We start from the raw sequence: 18,965 nt of genomic DNA, 5'->3' as shown, positions 1-18,965 counted from the left end.
CGCTTCTGTAATGCGAAAAAGCCGCAGACCTCCAAGTATTGTCTGCAGTAGCAGGGGGGGGCATCCGAGAGCGAAATTAGGCCCGGATCTGGTCAGGCCTTCTTGGACACCGCTCTCGATCAGATGCGGAGCTACAGCTCTGACAACTGAGGCATAAGGCAGGATGGATCGCAGGCAAGCTCGCTTGCGATCCGATACAGCTTCTCGACGGTGATGTTTACTTCACCACGCTCGATACGCCCCATATAGCTACGGTCGATACTGCAGGCCAGCGCTAACGCATCCTGAGAAATCCCACAGGCCTTTCTCTGCGTCCGGATGCGTTCCCCTAACGCTTTCGCCAACTTCTCCATGACCGTCTCAATTCCACTTGAGGCGGCACTATCGTGTGTTTGCGGATGCAGGGGCCACGGATTATAATCCGCATTTCTGCTGCGTTAACTCTTCTGGTGCCTCAATGAAATCGGCCTCGTTTATCTTCGACAGGCGTCTGTATGAGCTGCTTCAGGAGGAAGGGCGTGCAAGGTTCACGACGCGTGAACTGCGTGACGCCTATGCTGCTCGCCTGAAGGGCACACAGTTCCGTATCGCCGATGTGCGCCACTACGTGTATGAACAGATCCGCAGAATGCTGCGCATGGGCTGGGTTGTGCTCGATGAAGAGCGCCGTTCGCGGGGACAGGTCTACCACCTGCTGCCGATTCCGGCACATCTGCAACTGGAGCTGATCGACAACGGGTTCGAGAACAGCCATAAGACCGCTTGTGAGTCAGAGCAGGAGCCGTCAGCGTTCGATAATGCGGCGGCACCGCAACCATCAGCCGATGTGGATCAGCACCTGGAAGCGCTCCTCAAGGAAATCAGGCTGGACTTCCTGGCATCGATGGGCGAGGCGGAGCGATACAAGCTGCTCCTCGATGATATGCCGCATCTCCGGGATAAGGTCGAAGGCGAGTACCTGGAAGCTAGAGACCGAAGCTCGCGCCTGCTGGGCCATCTTCGCGCCATCGAGAAGACACTCAAGACGCTTGCCTCCGCACGATGACCACACTGCTTCGAGACTGGCAACGCCGCTGCATCGACACGGCACTAGAGCACTTCACTACCACGCCGCACTTCTTCTGCCAGGCAACGCCGGGCGCCGGCAAGACGCGCATGGCGGCAGAGCTGGCCAACAGACTGCTTGAGCAGGACAGAATCGATCTGGTGCTCTGCTTCGCTCCGTCCTGTCAGGTTGTCGAGGGCTTTCGCTCGTCCTTTGCTGCGGTGCTCGGCAGACGCTTGGATGGCCAACTCGGCGCAGTTGGGGCAGCGTTCACCTATCAAGCCATGGAATACCGAGATGAGGCGTTCTGGCGACTCCTCGATGACTACCGTGTTTTCGCGGTTTTTGACGAGATCCACCACTGCGCCGGCCATGATGTACTCCTGAGCAACGCCTGGGGCCAACAGATTCTTCAGCGGGTACAGGACAGGGCCACCTTCACCCTGGCCCTATCCGGCACCCCATGGCGTTCGGACGACCGGGCCATTGCTCTGGCCCGCTACTCGACGCCCGAGGGGTACCTGATCTGCGACTACCGCTACGGATTGAAAGAGGCCATTGCTGATGGTGTGTGCCGCTCCCCTCGCATTGTCCTGCTCGACAACCAGAAGGTGAAACTTACCGAGGAGCTGGACACTGAGAGCACTGTCAGGATGTTTCCCAGCATTGCCAAACTATTGGGGGAGTCCCCTGTCACCTACGAAGAGCTGTTGCGTCATGACGAGGTGATTGATCAGTTACTCGGTCTCGGGTGCAGCAAGCTGGATGAGCTTCGCCTGATCAAGCCTGATGCGGCAGGCTTGGTGGTTGCCACCGACATCGAGCACGCCCAGCAAATTGCTTTGGCCCTGGAAACCCTGGGTGAAGGTTGCCGCATCGTCACCAACAAAACCCCGGCTGCGCAGCAGGTTATCAATGCGTTCAGACACAGCGCCTGCCGTTGGATTATCGCAGTTGGAATGATCAGCGAAGGCACGGACATTCCTCGACTCCAGGTGTGCTGCTACCTCAGTCGAATCCGCACTGAGCTGCATTACCGACAAGTGCTTGGGCGAGTGCTGCGGCGCACAGGTGAGCCCGATAATCAGGCGTGGCTTTTCATGTTAGCCGAGCCGACACTGCAGTGCTTGGCAGAGAGAATTGCAGATGATCTACCGGATGACCTGGCGGTGCTGAACGAGGTAGAGATGCCAGCCTCCACTTCAGGTTCAATATCTGGCTGGATTGGGGCTGCTGGCAATATCGATGTCCTGGATGACAGTAATGGAAGTGGCATTGCGCAGGTAATTGGGGCAGGTGCTACATGCACCTTATCCCTGGGGGGCTCTGCCGCTGAGCCAAATCATCTGGTCAGCTTTTCCAAGCACTACCGGCAACAGTTGCTGGCTTGCTTTTGATGTTTGTATGGAGGCCAGAATTCAAGCGTCGGCAGACGTGGTTGACTGAATCAGGAGATAGCCGCATTGACCCTTCCTCACGAAAGAACCCGCAGCGTCATCAAGACCGAAGCGTTCCTGCGAGAGCTCGCCCGTAACACTGAGCTGCCTCAGGATATCCGCAGCTATGCGAAAAGCCTGCTCAGGCACTACCCGTCGGCCGACCAGATCCTCTCGTTGGGGCGCCTTGAAGAGTGCCTGGTGAGCGATGCACCAGATGATGAATATCGACGGCGGGTGATCGCTTTTCATCAGCCGCTGTTCAGCTCGTCATTGGACTTCACTCGATAGAAATGAGAGCCGCAATGTCCAGCACTGATTTTGCTCTGTCGGTATCCACCCGCATTGCGCAACGGGTCAAGCGCTTACCCAAAGGGCAACCCTTCTGCATCAGCCGCTTTGCGGCGCTTGGAGCGCGTGGCGCCATATCCAAGGCAGTAGCTCGGCTGGTCAGCCAAGGCGAACTTGAACGGGTGCATCGAGGAATTTACATGCGCCCGAAATCCAGTCGATACGTTGCACGGGGCCGCCCCAATGTATGGGAAGTAGTGAGCTTGATCGCTAGGCAGAACCGCCATGTTCTTCAGATTCATGGCGCTCATGCGGTCAGGTTGTTTGGACTGAGCACCCAGATGCCGCTCATTCCGATCTATTACACCAGCGGACCCAGCCGATCATTTTTTATAGGTAAGGGTGAGGTCCGGTTGGTACATGCGGCACCAATGGTCATGCAGCGTGCCGGGACCGAGGTAGGGACGGCTATCAGCGCACTATTTTATCTCGGTAAAGACGGCTCGACCCCGGAATGCATTGCCGCGATCAAGAAGGTGCTCAGGCCTGAAGACCTAACCACATTAATGGCCTGCAAAATGCCGAAATGGATGCGCATGGCGTTGGAGCAGTCAGCGCGCATACACACCGTCAACACGCTTGCTCCTTAACGCTCTGTCAGGCAGATTTCCGTTGCTGGCCGAGTCCGACCAAGCGACATCGGCGGCATCCCTTCACCCCTTGACCAAACGAAGATGGGCACCTGATTTCCCACCAGAGTCGGATGGGTTAGCGCTCTGCCCCTTCAACACGTTCAACATCAATCCGAACGTCAATTCATTGATCTCCTCAGGACTGATTGCCAGTTCTCCCGCGACGCCAGCTTTCCCAACCCCATCTGCACGTAACGCGGCGAAAATCTTCTCCAGGATCACTGAACGCTCATGAGTAATAGATTCCGGCTCTTCGGTGCGATAGCCCTCTTGAGCAATCTGAATACACAGCGTTCGGTAAGCCCACTCCGTGGAAAGCCCCAGGCTATGAAGCCGGTAATTTAAGGCTGCCACGGAAACGGACCAGAGCTTCTTGTATTTGATGAGGCTTTTGATAGTGATCGAACGTGGAGCCATCGCTAGAACGCTTGCACGTGGCATTAGAAAAGCCGACGCAAAGGCATTCGCCTCACGCTCTAAATCAGGTCCTTGTGGGTGGGCATGCTGGTGCATAACCAAATGTCCTAATTCATGAGCTGCGTCAAAGCGGCAACGCTCGGCCGACTTAAAGGTATTCAAGAACATAAAGGGGCGGCCGCCACTCCACATCGAGAACGCGTCGACCTCCTTTGCATCAATTGCAAGTGAGTAGACACGAACGCCTTTCGACTCAAGAAGCGCAATCATGTTCTTAACCGGCTGCTCACCTAAACCCCAGTGTGCCCTCAGCATCTCCGCAGCGGCCTCTGGCGCTTGGGCACTGCTTGATAGTTCCAGCTTATCGAGCGCCTCAAAATTCGTCAGTGCAGCGCGTTCGGACCCCAGGTCCGGAAGATCCGGCTCTGGCAAATCGAAACGTTGCTCGATCCAGTCATTCAGCAGGAGCGCAATTGCGCCTGCACCGAGAGCTGAATCCCTAAGGCCAGCAGTCATCTTTGAGAGCGACCGGAAACTGGCAACATCCGGCGTTGGCACCTCAGGATCATCACCAAAGAAAAACGCTTCGGGGAACCGAAGCGTTTTAGCGATTTTTGCCAGGGTTCCAGGCTCAGGCTCCTGCGTGCCACTCTCGTAGCCGGAGACCGATCGCTCCGTTACTCCTATATGAGTGGCAAGCTCACGCTTTTTCATACCTCGCCGGCGACGGGCGAGCGCAAATCGTTGTGGATTAAACATGATCTATCACGAGCTTTTACGGCGAATTTCGATGTCGATATCCGGACCGCCTGGGGAGGTAACCTCAAAGAAATCATCATCAAGAGCAAGGGTGCCAAGCATGATGCGTTCAGACCAGAAATTGATCTTGCCGCCTTTACCCATTCCCGATGGACGTGAGAGCTCGATGCGGATTTCCTTCTTCACCGTGTCGGTGTGGTGGAGCAGGATCCAGGTCTCATGAGGGCCTGATTCAGGCAGCTCCTCCGGATCGGGCAGCAAGTCAGCAAACATGTCGAACTGGCAATTCCGCTCAACAGCATCAACTGTATTTTTACCCTTCCTGGATCGGCTGCTCGGCATCCCCAGCAGATTTCCAACATAGCTATCCCCCGATGCGACCGCAATCGCGAGATTGAGCGCCGAGTGAACGGTAAGCGGGTAGTTCGACTGTTCATGCGCGACCCACCCTAGTGGGCGCAGCTGATCGCGCACCGCTCCTACCAACCAGCCCCACATTTCAAGGCCGGGAAAAATGCTGGGATGGTTAGGAGTCAGGCGAACCCGCTGTAGGTGGGCTTGATTGATAGCCTCACGCAGTGGCTCGCGCTCCAGACTCAACTGTTCAAGACGGGCGGCGATTTCATCCTGATCGCTGAATACCTGGCAAGCCTGCATCTGAGGACTCCTAACGCAACGGTGACTTCCGGTTATTCTTCCTCAATTGAGGTTAAAAAACAAGAAGAACACGTCGCGAAGGGAGACCGAGAGGACGTTGCAGCATGCGTGTTGCCGCCTGTGCACTTTCCACCCACATGCCGGAATTTCATTGACCCAGTTTCGAGCACCAAACGAGTTGTAGAATTTCGCTTTCAGACTGCTGGGATAGGGCAGAATAGCGTCGGCACCTGGGTTAAAAATGCACTGGCGATAACATTTGATGTTTGCGGCAGTACCGCTTCCCGTTCCGGATTGGCACAGTAATAGATTTGATTCAAATTCGGAGGAAACATGGGTATTTCGTATTACCTCGCATGTTTGGAGACCCGGCAATATGTCTGGGTTGGCAGGCTTGACCCACGGGGGGAGGTGCCGGCGGTGGACGTCGAAGGCTCCATCGCCATGTTCGCGCTGGAGAATCGGAACAAACCGTTGATCGTCGTTAGTGAAAGCCATCCGATCCTCGAAGAGGGAATGGAGTGGTCGCCGCCGGCAACGCAAGAAACGTGCAGCGGACAACCATGACGAACCAACGCCAACCGCATCTGTCGAAGACCTGCTATATCCACCGCTGGCATGGCGCACCAGACCATGCTTGAGCTAACGCAGCGGGGCTGGAGAATTGGCAAAAGACGCTCCGTTGCGCAGTGCCCTCGGTTACTCTCTTTAATACGAAGATGAGGTCTGCCCGGTGACAGAGAGCCATAAAGACACCATTTGCGATGTATGCGCTACCAGTACGAGGGTGCCGGGGTACGGCGAGCAGTTCGGGACGCTTCAGGCGCTCTGGGGCTATGGCGCAGGGCATGATGGCGAACGCTATCGAGTCAATCTATGCGAAAGCTGCTTTTTCGCGGCACTAGCGTTTTTGAAGCAGGAGCGCCGCACGCAGAATCTGTTCAGCGATGAGCAGCCCTGCGAGGAGCGCCCATTCGGACTAGTCGCCCGCGATGACTACTTGGGTGATTCGTAGCCATATCGCAGAGATGAGGTTATTGGCTCGCCAGCATCGAACTCAGGCCATGTCAGCACGACTTCTCGGTACAATGGCGTCACCCGCAATCGCTCTAGGGATCTCGCTTGACTGACGCAAAACTCACTGAAGTCGAGATGCGGCGCGCGCTTGGCCTAGACCTCGCGCCTTCGAAATCGAAGCAGCCCATACCCAAACAGCACTCTACCGTCACACTCGTTGAATTGAGCGTGCGTAAGAACGGTGGTTCGCCATTCCGCTTCGAGCACCGCTCCCGTTCCATCAGTACTCTCGCTGCCCAACTCGAGGCCGAGAAAGCGGCACGGGAGAAAGGGTATGAGGTCTGGGTCGTGTTGGATATCAGGCAGGTTTCATCATAGAGCCGCAACAGCCGTCAGTCAGTCCACGCCTCGCTGATTGCTCTGGGGCAATGAACGCTTGAGTCAACTAGATCGAGTCAGTTCGCACTCGGGCTGCTCTTGGCCGGCACCTGTCTCTTCCAGGGTAAGCCGCCTCAAGCCCTTACGTTACCGTCCATAACTGATCAATCCGCGTCGTATAGCTCGGGCTCATCATCTCCCGCCGCATGCCCCAGTCCGGTTTCGCCGGCACCCCTGCAGGTCGCATCGTTCCACGCCCCCATCGTGCATTGATCGCATCCATCACCCCCATCACCCGTTCGGCAGCCATCGGCGGTGTCGCGACGAACAGGTCATCGGTGAACTCGCCACGCTGGCGCAGATCGAGCAACAGGATCTCCGCCTTACTGAATGCAAAGCCGGCCCGGAAGATCAGTTCCAGCCCCGCGGAGGCGGCCTTGGTTATCTGTCGGGTATCGTCGGTCGGATAGGGCAACTCACAGATAATGCCCTTGGTGAACTTCGGCTCGTCCGGGTTGAACATGCCAGTGCGAATGCTGATCCGTACCTTCTTGCACAGTGAGCGCTGCGCGCGCAGCTTTTCACAAGCCCGAGCGGTGTAGGAGGCCACCGCTTCGCGGATCGGCGGCAGTTCATGCAAACGCTTGCCGAACATCCGGCTGCAGCAGATCTCTTGCTTCGGCGGTACTTGCTCCTCGAGCGCCAGGCAGGATGTGCCGCGCAGTTCACGGGCCGTCTTCTCCACCACTACCGAGAACTTGCTGCGCAGTGTCCAGGCGTCGGCCTGGGCAAGATCCCAGGCAGTACGAATGTTCATGTCGGCCAGGTGGGCGGTCATCTGCCGGCCGATGCCCCAGACCTCGCTGACATCCATCACCTGCAGGAGCCTGTTGCGCTTTTCGGGCTTTCGGATGTCCACGACCCCACCGGTCTGCCGTTGCCATAGCTTCGCCGCACGATTGGCCAGCTTGGCCAAGGTCTTGGTCTGGGCAATGCCCACCCCCACCGGGATGCCAGTGCAGCGCAGCACCCGTGCACGCATCTCCCGCCCCAACCTCTCCAAACTGCCAGGCATACCGGTCAGGTCGGCGAACGCTTCATCAATGCTGTACACCTCAAGCACCGGAGCCATCCCCTCGAGGATGGTCATCACCCGCTGACTCATGTCGCCATTTATGTGTAATAGAAAGTCAATAAGAACCGGGCCATGCTCGCCCTTGGAGCTTCTCATACCCAACCGGTATGGCTGTAGCTTCTGAGGAGATCGCCGTCGCTCACCGGATCATCCGGTCATCCTGTTAGTAACCGGTCAAAGCTGATCTGTTACATCGAAGGCGGACACCTGTCCATCGACAACACCCCTGCCGAGCGGTGAACCGCCCTCCCATGTACATATGACCAAAACGTCGCCGTTATCCTACCGTTCTGTCATGCCTACCCACGACGGAGTATTGACGGTCTCCGTCCTATAACATAGCTTTTCCGAAAGGCGCTCAAGTACATATCGTCATGTGCATACGAGCCTCGTGTCGTTAAAAGAAATGGTTGGTGCCGCATGAAAGTGCTCTTCATGATGCCGTTCGGCGTGTCGAGCTTCTCCGCCCCCATCAAGATCAAGGCTTCGTCTTGGTGTTAGTGCCAGATGCACGTCACCTTGCGGTGCAGGAATGGAGTGTGAACATGAAAGCAGAAACGGAATCGCGGATTTTTTCGGTGGACGAATATGTCCGTCCGTCTAACGGCGAACCGATCCGTTCAGTTGTGCTGTTCCACCCAGTGCGCATCACTGTAAACGTGCGCTGAGCCCCCTCTTTTGATCTCTACTCCTCTAAAAATGCGGGTTTAAGGCTGGTGTTTTGGTGGATCAGTTTCTTTCGTTAAGAGCTGGCAGGGGAAAATGTAAACCGTGCGCCTCTAATTGGGCCCATCGTTTACATTTTGGATTTGGGGGGCGACCCCCAGTGTTTCAGATACTCATCGCCATTAGGTCATGATGCATAGGCAAGGTAAAAGCCTCAATGCTTTTTGCGCCTGAGGCTCACCTGGGCCTAGGTTTGAGGTCTTACAGGGACGGTCTCAGGCTGGGGTTTTCAGTTTTCTACCTGTGTCGATCTGACTGCGGCGGTTTTAGATCCTGCCTTGGGTTTTAATTCAACGTGCACCAAGGTTGCTTTGATGGACATCTAACTCAGCTTGGATCTGCGAAAGTAACGCCTGCGCATCAAGCGAGGGGTCCTTTCTCAGGTAGGCGAGAAGAAGGAGTGTTGCGGGATGAAGGGTCAAAATTCCTGCGATTTGCTCCACCTTATCTAGTGATGCTTTCCACTTCCCTCGCTCAAGCGCACTGATATAGCTCTGGCTTGGGCCAAGGCCCTCCTGTGGCAGCCCGCGCGATTGCCGAATGTCTTTCATTACCAATCCAAGTGCTTTGTTCAGTTCCACTTTGCACTCTCGCAAAGGGAACGATGAAGCCTTCTTGGTGATAATTCGGCTATGCTATATATAGCTTAATTTCGAGTATCCACAGATGTTTACTACCTATAGGCATGCTGAAATCCCGTTCGAGCCTCTATTTGGGGACCACTATCAAATGTGGCAATACGTGGAGCACAGGCAGCATCGTCCATGGTTCTACGTGACGGTTCGCGAAGCCAGCGATGGTGTGTCCTGGGACACGATGCTCTTGATCCCGAACGAGGATGCTTTTGAGTCACTTCTTGGGGAGCAGTCTCCAGATCTGCAGATTGCGTCGGTCGCATTGGTTGTACCTGCGCGCTTGAACGGGACGGACAGCTGGAGCATGGAGCCGCTAACCGAGCTGGTGAAAGTTCACGATCAAGCAAAGCAGGTGTTTGGCTATGAGTTCAAAACCGGCACGGGGAGGTGTTACGTGGAGAGTCGCCACGAAGGGGCGGTAGGGGGAACTAAGGCGAGAATATATTGTTCGGCAGCGCCTAGCGCGGTCGCTGAATCTTGAAGCAGCCCATGCTTAGGCATGACACAGGGTCCCGTCATGATTCTGACTGATCTCTTGAACTGCACGATTCGGATTGTTCTCGGCGCCGGAGAGTTGTTAGCAGCGGAATGTGAGCTTGCATCGGGTCCACGTGGATATGGGGACAAGGCGGAGGTCGACGTAGAGATTGAAGCCCTGCTGAGAGAGAGCTTCTGGCTGCTCTGGACTGCGATTTTTGGGGGAGGAAACGGGCTCAACATTGACTGGTGCTGAGTATTGTTGGGTAGTTGATCCTAACGACGGCACCCGGGATTTCCTTCGGGGCTTCAGAGGGACAGCGCTCTCTGTCGGCCTATTGAGGGGGGCAGAGCCTGTCCTCGGCGTGGTTCATGCGCCGGTCACGAACGGGAGAGGACCAGACTGTATCGCTTGGTGCGAGGGGCTGGCCGGCATCAGTAGAAATGGACAGATTTTGAAAAGCTCGATTAGTACACTCCAGCTAGGAGCGGACAGCAACGTGCTGGTAAGTACGGGAGCTTTGGCGAGGCCAGAGGTCAACGCAGCGCTTTGCGCTCCTTCTGTGTGCTTACCGATGCCTAGTATTGCCTACCGACTGGCTACGGTCGCCGTTGGAGATGGTGTTGCGGCAGTCTCAGTTGTTCCTGTATCTGCTCATGATGTGGTGGCTGGACACGCAATTCTGCGGGGAGCTGGCGGCGTCCTGATCAATCAATCTGGCGAACCTATTACCTATGACTCTGTTGCGAAGCTCTCAAAGGTTTCGAGTCGATGTTTCGGTGGAGCGCCGCAGGCATGCACTGTCCTAGTAGATAGAGATTGGAGTCAGGTTTTCGCTTAGACGGTGAGATTAGGCATCGCGGGCGCGTAGCTGATAACAGCTTCTAGCGAGTTGTAGCTATCGGCCAATAAGTGCCGCACAAATCCCGGCGGGTGCAGATTTCCGGGCGGTTTGCGCCAGATCAGTTGGAGACGCTTTTCAAGCCCCGGGATGGGAAGAGCTACCAGCGCGCCACTGCGAACTTCGTCTTGTACTGCGGAAGCCATCACCAACGACACGCCGAGTCCCGCCCTGACTGCTTGTTTGACTGCCTCGGTGCTGCCTAGCTGCATACCGCTGCGAGGCACGCCCAGCTCGCCAAAGTATTCGGTCAGAAGCCGTCCGGTACCGCTACCCGGTTCACCTCCCAGCATCGGCAGGTCCACCAGACGATCGCGTTCTATGCACCCTGCTTCAGCCAGCGGATGGTCGGGCTGACGATAAGTACCAGCGGCTCGACCCGCCAGAGGCGGTGTTCGAAGTCGGGGTGAGGTAGCCACCATTCCATGATCGCGGCGTCGAGCTGGCCCGCCAGTAGCTGGTCGGCCACATCCGGGTTGGCGGCGATGCGCAGATCCACCTCGCCCCTCTCATTTGCGGTCGTCGGATAGCTGCGCACGAATGGCTGGAGAAGGTAGGTGCCGATGTTGGAGCTGGCCCCGACGCGCTCACTATTTCCATGCAGGGCTTCTAGCGCCCGGGCGTGCATGTCGAGCAAGGCGGTCGCATGCGGCATGAAGGCCAGCGCACGTGTGGTAGGCTGGCAGCCTCTACGACTGCGCTGCACCAGCGTTACGCCGACCTGCTCTTCAAGCTTCTGCAAGTGCTGCGACACCGTCGGCTGGGCCAGCCCCAACGCCCTCGCCGCGCTCTGAAAACTGCCTGTTTGAACGATCGCTACCAGGCTCTTCAGCCAGACCGGATTCAACATGCGGCAGGCTCGGCCTGGGGCAGACGGTTCGCAGCGTTGATTGGGCGCGCACCTGCCAACGCCTGGATGATGCTCTGCGCTGCACAACGTTCAATCTCCAGGCGCACCGCGCGCACTGCCGACCCTATGTGCGGAGTGAAGAGCGTATTCGGATGCGCGAGCAGCGCAGGATCGATCAGCCGCGGCCGGTCCGCGCGAGCCCAGTCTTCCATTTCGAATACATCCGCCGCATACCCGCCGAGCTGGCCTCGCTCAAGCGCCGCGAGCACGGCGGCTTCATCCACTACCGAACCACGACAGGGGTTTACAAGCAGAGCGCCCGGCCGTACGAGGGCAAGCAGCTCGGCGTTGACCAGATGCTCAGTATCGGCATTCAAGGGAAGCGCCAGCAGGATGAAGTCCGAGCTGGCGAAGAGTTCGCTGCACGCCACCTGGCGCAGGCCGAGCCGTTGCTCGGTTTGTGTATCCAGAGCCTTCGCCTCGTGGTACTGCAGGGTCGCGCCCCATCCCTGCAAGCGCTCAGCCATGGCCTGTCCGATGGCGCCCATGCCAAGGATGCCGACCGTCGCGTTATCCAGCCCCGTGCCGTAGAACTGTGGTTGCCAGCCCTGGAACTCGCCAGAGCGGACGAACGCATCTGCTGCGCGCAGATGCCGCCCCAGCCCCACCGCCAGTCCGATCGCCAGCTCGGCAGTCGGGACCGTCAACAGATCAGGCACGAAGGTCAACCAGACCCCGCGGGCAGTACAGGCGTCCACATCGAAATTGTCGAAGCCCTTGAGCGCGCAGCCGACCACACGCAGCTCGGGGCAGGCTTGGAGAAATTCTGCATCGACCCGATCGGGCATGAACGCCATCATCGCCTGAGCATCGCGGCAGCGGCGCAGAATTTCCTCGCGCGTCAGCGTGCTGTCGCTCTGGTTGGTCATCAGCTCGCAATGTGGCGCCAGCAGTTGCAGGATCTCATCGTGTACTCGGTGAGTTATAACGAGTTTCGGCAGCATGGTTTGTCCTATTTGAAACGTTTGCGCAGCACGCCACTGAAGGCGTCTACTAGCGTGACCATGGCCAGGATGACCAGCAGGATTGCTGCAACCTCCTGGTACTGCATGATGCGCAGCGAGCCCATGAGTTCGAAGCCGATACCGCCGGCGCCAACCATGCCCATCACGGTGGAGGCGCGAAAGTTGTATTCCCAGCGGTAGATCGCCACGTCGGCGAACTGCGGAGTCACCTGTGGCAAAACCGCGTGCAGCAGCACTTGCATCGGCGTAGCCCCCGCCGCCCGAGCGGCTTCCACCGGCGCTTCGTCGACGTGCTCGATGGCCTCGGCGAAGAACTTGCCGACCATGCCGATCGAATGCAGACCCAGGGCAAGCACGCCCGGCAAGGCGCCGAACCCTACGGCTGCAACGAAGATGATGCCCATGATCAGCTCCGGCACCGACCGCAGGGCATTGAGCAGCACCCGGGCAACACCGAACACAAGGGGGTGCGGCGCCGTATTGCGCGCTGCAACGAAGGCCACCACCAGCGAGAACACCACTGCGATGGCCGTGCCGGCGATGCTCATCGCCAGCGTGTCGATCAACGGGCGAATCCAGCTTCGATAGCCCGAAAAGTCTGGCGGCATGGCCTCGCCTGCCAGGGTCGCGATGGAGGGCAGCCCGTTCAGCAGCGTGGTGGCATCGAGCAGCCCCACGTACCAGCAGGCCAACAGCACCACTCCGAGTACAATTGCCACCTGCCCCAGCTGGCGCCACCAACCGAGGCCGAAGCCTCGAAGGATGTGCTCGCGTTGCTCTGCAGGCAGCGCCTGCACGTCATGATGAGTAGACATATCGGTGCTCACATCGTGGCGAAGTCGAGGCCGAGCAGCGATCCCATGTTGCGAATCACATCGTAGTCGGCGTCGGTGATTGGCGCGAAGGCCTCGGCTTTGAAGTTGCGCAGCACTTCGGGATCGTCGATACCGACGAATACATCCCGCACCTTGGTTTTCAGCTCGGGGCTCAGGTTCGAGCGCATCGCCCAGGGTATCGGGGATATTCGCCGCTGTAACCAAGTACTTTCACCTTGCTCGGATCGATTAGGCCACGTTCGGCTACTTGATTGAAAATTACCTCCGACAGCCCACCCGCATCGGCGTTTCCGTTCGCCACGTTGACGGCAACGGCGTCATGCGTGCCCACAAAATGTTGTTCGTAGTCCTGCCCACCCGTCAGCTCGGCCGTCTCAAGAAGCACGGTTTTGGGAATCAGATGGCTGGACGTCGATGCCCGGTCACCATAGGCCATCTTCTTGCCCTTAAGGTCGGCATACTCATTCACGCCTGACGCCACATTGGCGATAATCACTGAGCGATAGGTCGGCTTGCCGTCGATGACCATGGCAGCGAAGGGCTCGATGTCGCTTTTGCTTTTGGCCATGACGTAGGACAGCGGACCGAAATACGCCAGGTCGATACGGCCAAAGCGCATCGCCTCAATCATCGAGGAATAGTCGGTGGTTACGATCAGCTGCACCTTCTTGTCCAGATGCTCTTCCAGATAATCCTTCAGCGGCTGGTTTCGCTTGATCAACTCCGAGGCGTTTTCGTCCGGCAGCAGCGCAACCTTTAGCACATCCGGATCGGCATCGGCCGCTACGGCGGACAGACTTGAAACAGCGGACAGCAAACAGGTCAATAAGAGAGCGGATAAGCGTTTCATCGGGACATCTCCAGTGAAGGTGCGAGCATGACAGGGGTTTCAGCCGGAGCAGTTGCTGGCTGAGTCGTAGAGCGGCCTGCATAGATGCGCTCAAGCTGCGCATCGGTGAGTTCCGAGGGCGCGGCATCGAAAACGATCTGAGAATCGGCCAGCCCGACGACGCGATCGGCGAAGCGGCGGGCATATTCGAGTTGATGCAGCGAAACGATGGCGGTGATGCCGTCTTCCTTGCAGATGTCGCGCAGCAGTCCGAGAACACGGACCGAAGTGGCCGGGTCGAGACTGGCTACCGGCTCATCGGCAAGAATGATCGCGGGCTGTTGCGCTAGCGCACGCGCGATGCCTACCCGCTGCTGCTGGCCACCGGACAGTTTGTCCACCCGGCTTAGCGCCTTGTCTGCCAGACCGACCCGAGCGAGGCAACTGAGCGCAATCTCCTGATCGGCACGCGGCAGAGGAAACAGCGAGCGGAGCGTGTTGTGAAAGGCCAGCCGACCGGTAAGCACATTAGCCAGTGCACTTTGACGTTCGATTAGCTGGTGGTGCTGAAGATCATGGCGGTACGCCGACGATGCTGACGCAAGGCCGAGCCGCTGCCGAGCTCACCGAGCTCGCTGGTGACACTGCCGCGAGTGGGCGTGACGAGTCGATTGAGGCTACGGAGCAAGGTCGACTTGCCTGCGCCCGAGAGACCAAGCAGCACGGTGAACTCACCACGCCGAAATGCAATCGAGGTATCGCGTAGGGCTGTCACGCCGCCTGGGTAGACGACGCTCAACCGGTCGACCCGCAGCACGGCGTCCTGTATCGGATGGGGCGTCATTTGATCACCTTTCGCAAATTTGCTGGCCGCACAATTGCGGTTCGCGATGCAAAGGGTAGAAATTCCTTGTTAACGCACTGCTTCTAAATGATGACATTTCGATGAATGCTTCGAATCTGCCGTAGCGGGGCGGCAAGCGAAGCCGTGGAAGAACGGGCGCAACGTAGCGTCTTTCTTCACGCGGGATACAGGAGGCTTTGATTGATACTGCTGCGGATTCGCTACAGTAACGTTGGGCCAGAACGTAATGCCATCCAAGCAAGAGAGCGCACACTAGCGGCCAGAAGCAGTCATACCCCAAGAGCTGTTTCGGCCCCAAGATGGCGGATCTATAGATGCGTACCTACCGCTGCGCGAAAGCCAACCTCCGTGAGGACTTGGCTTGCGCCCAGCTTACATTTAAATCAAGGCCCGGAAAGATATCTGCATTATTGAATGCGCTGTTTCCAGCTCCCTGCTTGCGCAGTGACGCCATCTTCAGTCGGCACGAGCGTCCAGATCTTGGCCTCAATTCCGTCGTTTTGCAGCTTGCGCATGAAGTAACGAGCCTGCAGAGCATCATGGGTAGCGATAACGACCTGGAAACCATGATCAACGATGTAGTCACGCAGCAAATCGAAAACCGCAGAGGCATGTACCAGGTCGTGATGCTGAGTCGGGTCATCCAATAACAGTGCTTTCCAAGGAGACCACTGATGACTCATCGCCATTGAGAGCAGGAAGGTCAGTTGAAGATCCGTCAACTGTGCCTCACTCGCGATATCAGGTACCGGTACCGCTTTATTGCCAAGCGGTACAGAAACGCCGGCACGATCCTTGTTATACGAGTTGAAGAATTTCAGGCTTGCCTCGTGGAACCTGGACTCTCGCACGACACGCTTTAGCAGCGCCTGCCAGCGGGGTACCACCTTGCCGACATGCTTCTGAACATTCTCAATTTCTTTCTTGAGTGAGCCGTCCAGCAAATCCATCGCGTCCGAGATCAAGGACAACTGCAAGAAGCTGGAGCGTGCCGCGTTGATGCTGTCATTGAGGTACGCTTCGAAGGCCTCTTCTGATCGGTCAAGACGCTGAGCATCAATCAACCGCTGAGCCAGTTGTGAATCGTTCAGCTTGGCCCAAGCAGAGATCTCCACCCCAATGCCTTCGAGTGCTGAAACATACCCCTCCAGGAGGGTCAACGTAGCGCGCAGTGTCGCTTCACGGGCCTGCGCAGCTTCCGCAAGTGGGTCGCCGGTCAAATCCTGCTCTTGCCAGCTCGCGCGGATTTGAAGAAGGAGCGTTTGAACCCTTCGGATTTCTTCCTCGATCTCCTTGACTGCGGTTAATGACTCAACCAACTGATGCTGCTGGGTGTCTAGGGCGGATTGCACAGTCTCAACCTTCCCGTTCAGATCGCTGATCTGCTGTTCCAGCTGCGCTTTTTCTGCAGTGAGTTGCTCAAGCGTACGAGCCAGCGGTTCTCCAGAGGTGAGCGCGGCCAGTGCGGCAACTGCTTGATCCAGCCGCGTAGACGCTTCGCTCTGTTGAACTCGGGCCAAGTCGAGCATCTGCTGTGCCGAGTTGAAGGCCCCCTCGGTTTGTTCAAAGGCTTCAGGGGAAGGGAGAGCGTCCAAAGCCGCTCGCTGATCAGTCAAACGCTTTTTGGCAGGAGCAATACTATCGAGTTGCTGCCTGAGCGACTCCCTTGCCAATGGGAGCGAGTCACTAGCCAAAATCGGATCGGTACGAAACTGCGCAACTCGTCTTCCCAGATCCTGGCGGCTGGACTCCAAAGCACCCAGCTCCATTCGGCTGAAGTCTAGTGCTTGCTGCGCTTTCTCAACCGCGACCTCACTGGCCGTCAACGCTTCCACAGCAGCTCGCAATCGCTGCTCAGCTGCAGTCAAACTCGGATTGATCGCTTCAAGGGCTTGAGCCACACGGGACTGAAGCTTGGTTGCACCATGCGGCTCCAGGCAAAGCGGGCATTGATCTTGGTCAGCGGGAAGATGTTGCGCTATGGATGCAACGGCCTGACGGATTGCGTCGGCGGAAGAACTGAGCATCTCATAAAATGATCGGGCAGTGGCCTCCGCAGCTTTACACGTCTCATACGAGGAACGTTCGGCATCCCGATCGATGCTCTGTTTATCGATGAGCACTCCGAGATCCGTGATTTGCTGAACAACCTCGCTGATTTGCTGCTCAGTGGCCTGCCAGTCGGCAAGCATTAGACGGCTCGCCTCCAAGCGCTGCTCAGTCTGGTTGATGCCATGAAGCTGGGCGTCAATCTGAGCATGCTGGTTGCGAACCCGTTGGTTGCGCTCATGCTGCTCGCGAAGTACACGAGAATTTTCTTCAGCCTCGCGTAGGGCAGCAATCGCTGACGTCAACGCGTCATTTCGGTGAGCGATCTCCTGTTTTGCAGTGGTTTCTCCAATCAGACGCTCAAGTTGCTGCCCGATGCTGGTAAGTTCTTGCTGTGCAGAGTGGATACTGGCCTGATGCTCCTGCAAGGCGGCATTGCCGTCAGCCCTCGTGTTCGCGTGTTTATCGAGTGTCTGACTAGCTGCCGCGAGGTCTTCATTGAGCTTTTCGAGCTGCTCCTGCGCCGCAACAAAGCTTTCAACAAGATCGTTTACCAAGGCAAGGCTTGAAATATGCGCCCGAGTCCGTTCGACCTTCCCTTGCAAGATCTCGGTCAGTGCGGAGTGTGCAATCGTCAGCCCCTCCTGGCTTGCAGGCCCGGTCAATAAGCCAGGTGGAATCTGGCTCAGGCTTTGCGTCTGGTTTGCAGCGTCAGAGAGAGCGTCGGCAATTCGATCGAGCGGTCGTAATGCACCTACTGCACCGGCAGCAGCTATGTCACGCTCCTGAAGTAGGCGAGTCCACTCGCTCAAATCAGTCTCATGCCCAATCAACACTTCTTCCGCACGGGCTTTTTGCTCCGTCAGCGACCGTCGAACGGCAGCGAGGTTGGCGCGAGCTTTAGAACCGTCGCGACCAATCGGCAGCTTCGCCAACTGGGTTCCGGCTTCCTTTTCTTCTGCATTAACGATCCACCCGTTCTCCCTCTGATCCAAGAGGTGAGTTAGACGCAGCAAGAATGGGATGTCATTTGCAGACACATTAGGGAAGACGCTGCTCAAGTCTCCGTCCCGGCTGACCTCGCCCGCTGCAGTCACGCGTGATGTCGCAGTTAACTCAGAAAAACTCAGACTGACTGTCGCTGCCGCCTGATCATCACGAATGATGTGGGCAAGGTCGTCACGGAGACGCGCGATTTTCCCGGTTAGGCCAAACTCGATCGCCTCAAATACCGTTGTTTTGCCAGTACCATTGGGCGCGAGCAAAATAGTCGCTCCGGGACTCAGCTCGATGGTGACTTCCGACCCGAATTTGCGCAGGTTCGACAGGGTGATTGAATTCAACTTGCTCACGACTGAACCTCGCTTTCACCCAGCGAGTCGGTAAGAACACGCACCACATCCGCTCCGTTTTGGTTGGTCAGAAACTGCGTTTTCCAAGCAGCGATGTGTGGAGCAGACCAAGGGTATGCATTGGACAGCGTGTTCAGCGCCGACACCAATGGATCGCTCAGCGTCTCGACATCGCCAGCGGGATCCAAGGCCGCCAAGAATGTCCGGTTAAGAAAATCACCAGCTGCTTCAGATTCGCGCACAACAACCTTGCGGCAAAATCTGTCATCCGTCTCAATCCGTGCAGCGTCATCCTTGGCGATACCGCTGATCATCAGAAACATATAGAGGTCTGCAGTCTCAGGTTCGGGCAGCACATCCCGGACATCGGCTGCCCACTGGTTGGCTGCCTGAAGGGCCGTCAGTGGAAGCTCGATGAGCAGAACCGTCCGCCAGCCCGCCCGTTCGATGTGGGAGCGCTTGAGTCGAAGAACATGCGAGTCGTAGTCGACCTCAGGCAGCATTAGCTCCGTTACGTCCCGGGGACACACGTCATACCGACCCTCTACACGCTGAATGATTGCGCCAGCCACTTCCTGCAGTGTCAGCATGA

At 57.2% G+C, this 18,965-nt stretch carries 18 protein-coding genes and 5 pseudogenes; 11 read left to right on the top strand and 12 right to left on the bottom strand.

The window, feature by feature from the left end; translation table 11 throughout:
• Positions 1 to 131 precede the first annotated feature (131 nt).
• Positions 132 to 353, bottom strand: a complete 222-nt coding sequence (locus tag P5704_007015) for a helix-turn-helix transcriptional regulator (GenBank protein ID WOF80216.1) — start codon at positions 351 to 353, stop codon at positions 132 to 134.
• Between the two features lie 104 nt (positions 354 to 457).
• Here P5704_007015 and P5704_007010 point away from each other — a divergent pair, with 104 nt between their 5' ends.
• The 4 genes from P5704_007010 to P5704_006995 all read left to right on the top strand — a co-directional run bounded on the left by P5704_007010 (position 458) and on the right by P5704_006995 (position 3,422).
• Positions 458 to 1,045 carry a hypothetical protein gene (locus P5704_007010; protein ID WOF80215.1) on the top strand — a complete coding sequence of 196 codons (588 nt, stop codon included), beginning with the start codon at positions 458 to 460 and terminating at the stop codon, positions 1,043 to 1,045.
• A complete protein-coding gene (locus tag P5704_007005) occupies positions 1,042 to 2,442 on the top strand; it encodes a DEAD/DEAH box helicase family protein (GenBank protein WOF80214.1) in 1,401 nt (466 codons plus the stop codon). Before P5704_007010 ends, P5704_007005 begins: the two co-directional genes overlap by 4 nt.
• Positions 2,443 to 2,508: 66 nt before the next feature.
• The gene (locus tag P5704_007000) at positions 2,509 to 2,772 is read left to right on the top strand and encodes a BPSL0761 family protein (GenBank protein ID WOF80213.1); all 264 of its coding nucleotides are present in this window, start codon (positions 2,509 to 2,511) and stop codon (positions 2,770 to 2,772) included.
• Between the two features lie 14 nt (positions 2,773 to 2,786).
• Positions 2,787 to 3,422, top strand: a complete 636-nt coding sequence (locus tag P5704_006995) for a DUF6088 family protein (GenBank protein ID WOF80212.1) — start codon at positions 2,787 to 2,789, stop codon at positions 3,420 to 3,422.
• 63 nt (positions 3,423 to 3,485) lie between these two features.
• On the opposite strand, the gene P5704_006990 is transcribed toward P5704_006995, so the two are convergent.
• Positions 3,486 to 4,640: an XRE family transcriptional regulator gene (locus P5704_006990; GenBank protein WOF80211.1), complete on the bottom strand. Its 1,155-nt coding sequence runs from the start codon at positions 4,638 to 4,640 to the stop codon at positions 3,486 to 3,488.
• A 6-nt stretch (positions 4,641 to 4,646) separates the two neighbouring features.
• Positions 4,647 to 5,297, bottom strand: coding sequence for a hypothetical protein (locus P5704_006985; protein ID WOF80210.1), 651 nt, complete (start codon positions 5,295 to 5,297; stop codon positions 4,647 to 4,649).
• Between the two features lie 333 nt (positions 5,298 to 5,630).
• On the opposite strand from P5704_006985, the gene P5704_006980 reads away from it, so the two are divergent.
• The 3 genes from P5704_006980 (at position 5,631) to P5704_006970 (ending at position 6,692) form a co-directional block, all read left to right on the top strand.
• The gene (locus P5704_006980) at positions 5,631 to 5,864 is read left to right on the top strand and encodes a hypothetical protein (GenBank protein ID WOF80209.1); all 234 of its coding nucleotides are present in this window, start codon (positions 5,631 to 5,633) and stop codon (positions 5,862 to 5,864) included.
• Positions 5,865 to 6,030: 166 nt separating this feature from the next.
• Positions 6,031 to 6,312, top strand: a complete 282-nt coding sequence (locus P5704_006975) for a hypothetical protein (GenBank protein WOF80208.1) — start codon at positions 6,031 to 6,033, stop codon at positions 6,310 to 6,312.
• 107 nt (positions 6,313 to 6,419) lie between these two features.
• Complete coding sequence (locus tag P5704_006970) at positions 6,420 to 6,692, top strand: hypothetical protein (protein ID WOF80207.1); 273 nt, start codon at positions 6,420 to 6,422, stop codon at positions 6,690 to 6,692.
• A 142-nt stretch (positions 6,693 to 6,834) separates the two neighbouring features.
• Here the strand turns inward: P5704_006970 and P5704_006965 are convergent.
• Positions 6,835 to 7,869, bottom strand: a pseudogene (locus P5704_006965) (DUF4113 domain-containing protein).
• A gap of 503 nt (positions 7,870 to 8,372) precedes the next feature.
• Between P5704_006965 and P5704_006960 the strand changes: the two are divergent.
• Positions 8,373 to 8,459: pseudogene (locus tag P5704_006960) on the top strand (cupin domain-containing protein).
• A 384-nt stretch (positions 8,460 to 8,843) separates the two neighbouring features.
• Here the strand turns inward: P5704_006960 and P5704_006955 are convergent.
• Positions 8,844 to 9,134 (bottom strand): helix-turn-helix transcriptional regulator, encoded by a 291-nt coding sequence (locus P5704_006955; protein WOF80206.1) that lies wholly within the window; start codon positions 9,132 to 9,134, stop codon positions 8,844 to 8,846.
• Positions 9,135 to 9,219: 85 nt separating this feature from the next.
• Between P5704_006955 and P5704_006950 the strand changes: the two genes are divergently transcribed.
• Genes P5704_006950 through P5704_006940 form a run of 3 tightly spaced genes read left to right on the top strand, consistent with a single transcriptional unit; the run spans position 9,220 to position 10,507 of the window.
• Positions 9,220 to 9,669 carry a hypothetical protein gene (locus P5704_006950; protein WOF80205.1) on the top strand — a complete coding sequence of 150 codons (450 nt, stop codon included), beginning with the start codon at positions 9,220 to 9,222 and terminating at the stop codon, positions 9,667 to 9,669.
• 36 nt (positions 9,670 to 9,705) lie between these two features.
• Positions 9,706 to 9,921, top strand: a complete 216-nt coding sequence (locus P5704_006945; protein ID WOF81326.1) for a hypothetical protein — start codon at positions 9,706 to 9,708, stop codon at positions 9,919 to 9,921.
• Positions 9,884 to 10,507 carry an inositol monophosphatase family protein gene (locus tag P5704_006940; GenBank protein WOF80204.1) on the top strand — a complete coding sequence of 208 codons (624 nt, stop codon included), beginning with the start codon at positions 9,884 to 9,886 and terminating at the stop codon, positions 10,505 to 10,507. The genes P5704_006945 and P5704_006940 overlap by 38 nt, the downstream gene beginning before the upstream one ends.
• Here the strand turns inward: P5704_006940 and P5704_006935 are convergent.
• From P5704_006935 to P5704_006905, 7 genes and pseudogenes are all read right to left on the bottom strand, one after another.
• A pseudogene (locus P5704_006935) lies at positions 10,504 to 11,417 on the bottom strand (LysR family transcriptional regulator). The gene P5704_006940 and the pseudogene P5704_006935 overlap by 4 nt on opposite strands.
• Positions 11,411 to 12,421 carry a phosphonate dehydrogenase PtxD gene (gene ptxD / locus P5704_006930; GenBank protein ID WOF80203.1) on the bottom strand — a complete coding sequence of 337 codons (1,011 nt, stop codon included), beginning with the start codon at positions 12,419 to 12,421 and terminating at the stop codon, positions 11,411 to 11,413. Before ptxD ends, P5704_006935 begins: the two are co-directional and overlap by 7 nt.
• A gap of 8 nt (positions 12,422 to 12,429) precedes the next feature.
• On the bottom strand, positions 12,430 to 13,257 hold the full coding sequence (gene phnE / locus P5704_006925) for a phosphonate ABC transporter, permease protein PhnE (protein ID WOF80202.1): 828 nt from the start codon (positions 13,255 to 13,257) through the stop codon (positions 12,430 to 12,432).
• Between the two features lie 8 nt (positions 13,258 to 13,265).
• Positions 13,266 to 14,128 (bottom strand): annotated as a pseudogene (phnD, locus tag P5704_006920) (phosphate/phosphite/phosphonate ABC transporter substrate-binding protein).
• A pseudogene (gene phnC, locus P5704_006915) lies at positions 14,125 to 14,951 on the bottom strand (phosphonate ABC transporter ATP-binding protein). Before phnC ends, phnD begins: the two co-directional pseudogenes overlap by 4 nt.
• A gap of 428 nt (positions 14,952 to 15,379) precedes the next feature.
• Entirely contained in the window at positions 15,380 to 18,373 is a 2,994-nt protein-coding gene (locus P5704_006910; protein WOF80201.1) for an AAA family ATPase, read from the bottom strand.
• Positions 18,370 to 18,963, bottom strand: coding sequence for an ABC-three component system middle component 1 (locus tag P5704_006905; GenBank protein ID WOF80200.1), 594 nt, complete (start codon positions 18,961 to 18,963; stop codon positions 18,370 to 18,372). The genes P5704_006910 and P5704_006905 overlap by 4 nt, the downstream gene beginning before the upstream one ends.
• Positions 18,964 to 18,965: the final 2 nt, after the last annotated feature.

Origin of the sequence: Pseudomonas sp. FeN3W (assembly GCA_030263805.2) — a bacterium.
GTDB lineage: Bacteria > Pseudomonadota > Gammaproteobacteria > Pseudomonadales > Pseudomonadaceae > Stutzerimonas > Stutzerimonas stutzeri_G.
Note: the sequence above shows the minus strand (reverse complement) of the source record. Positions and strands in the feature narration are given on the sequence as shown.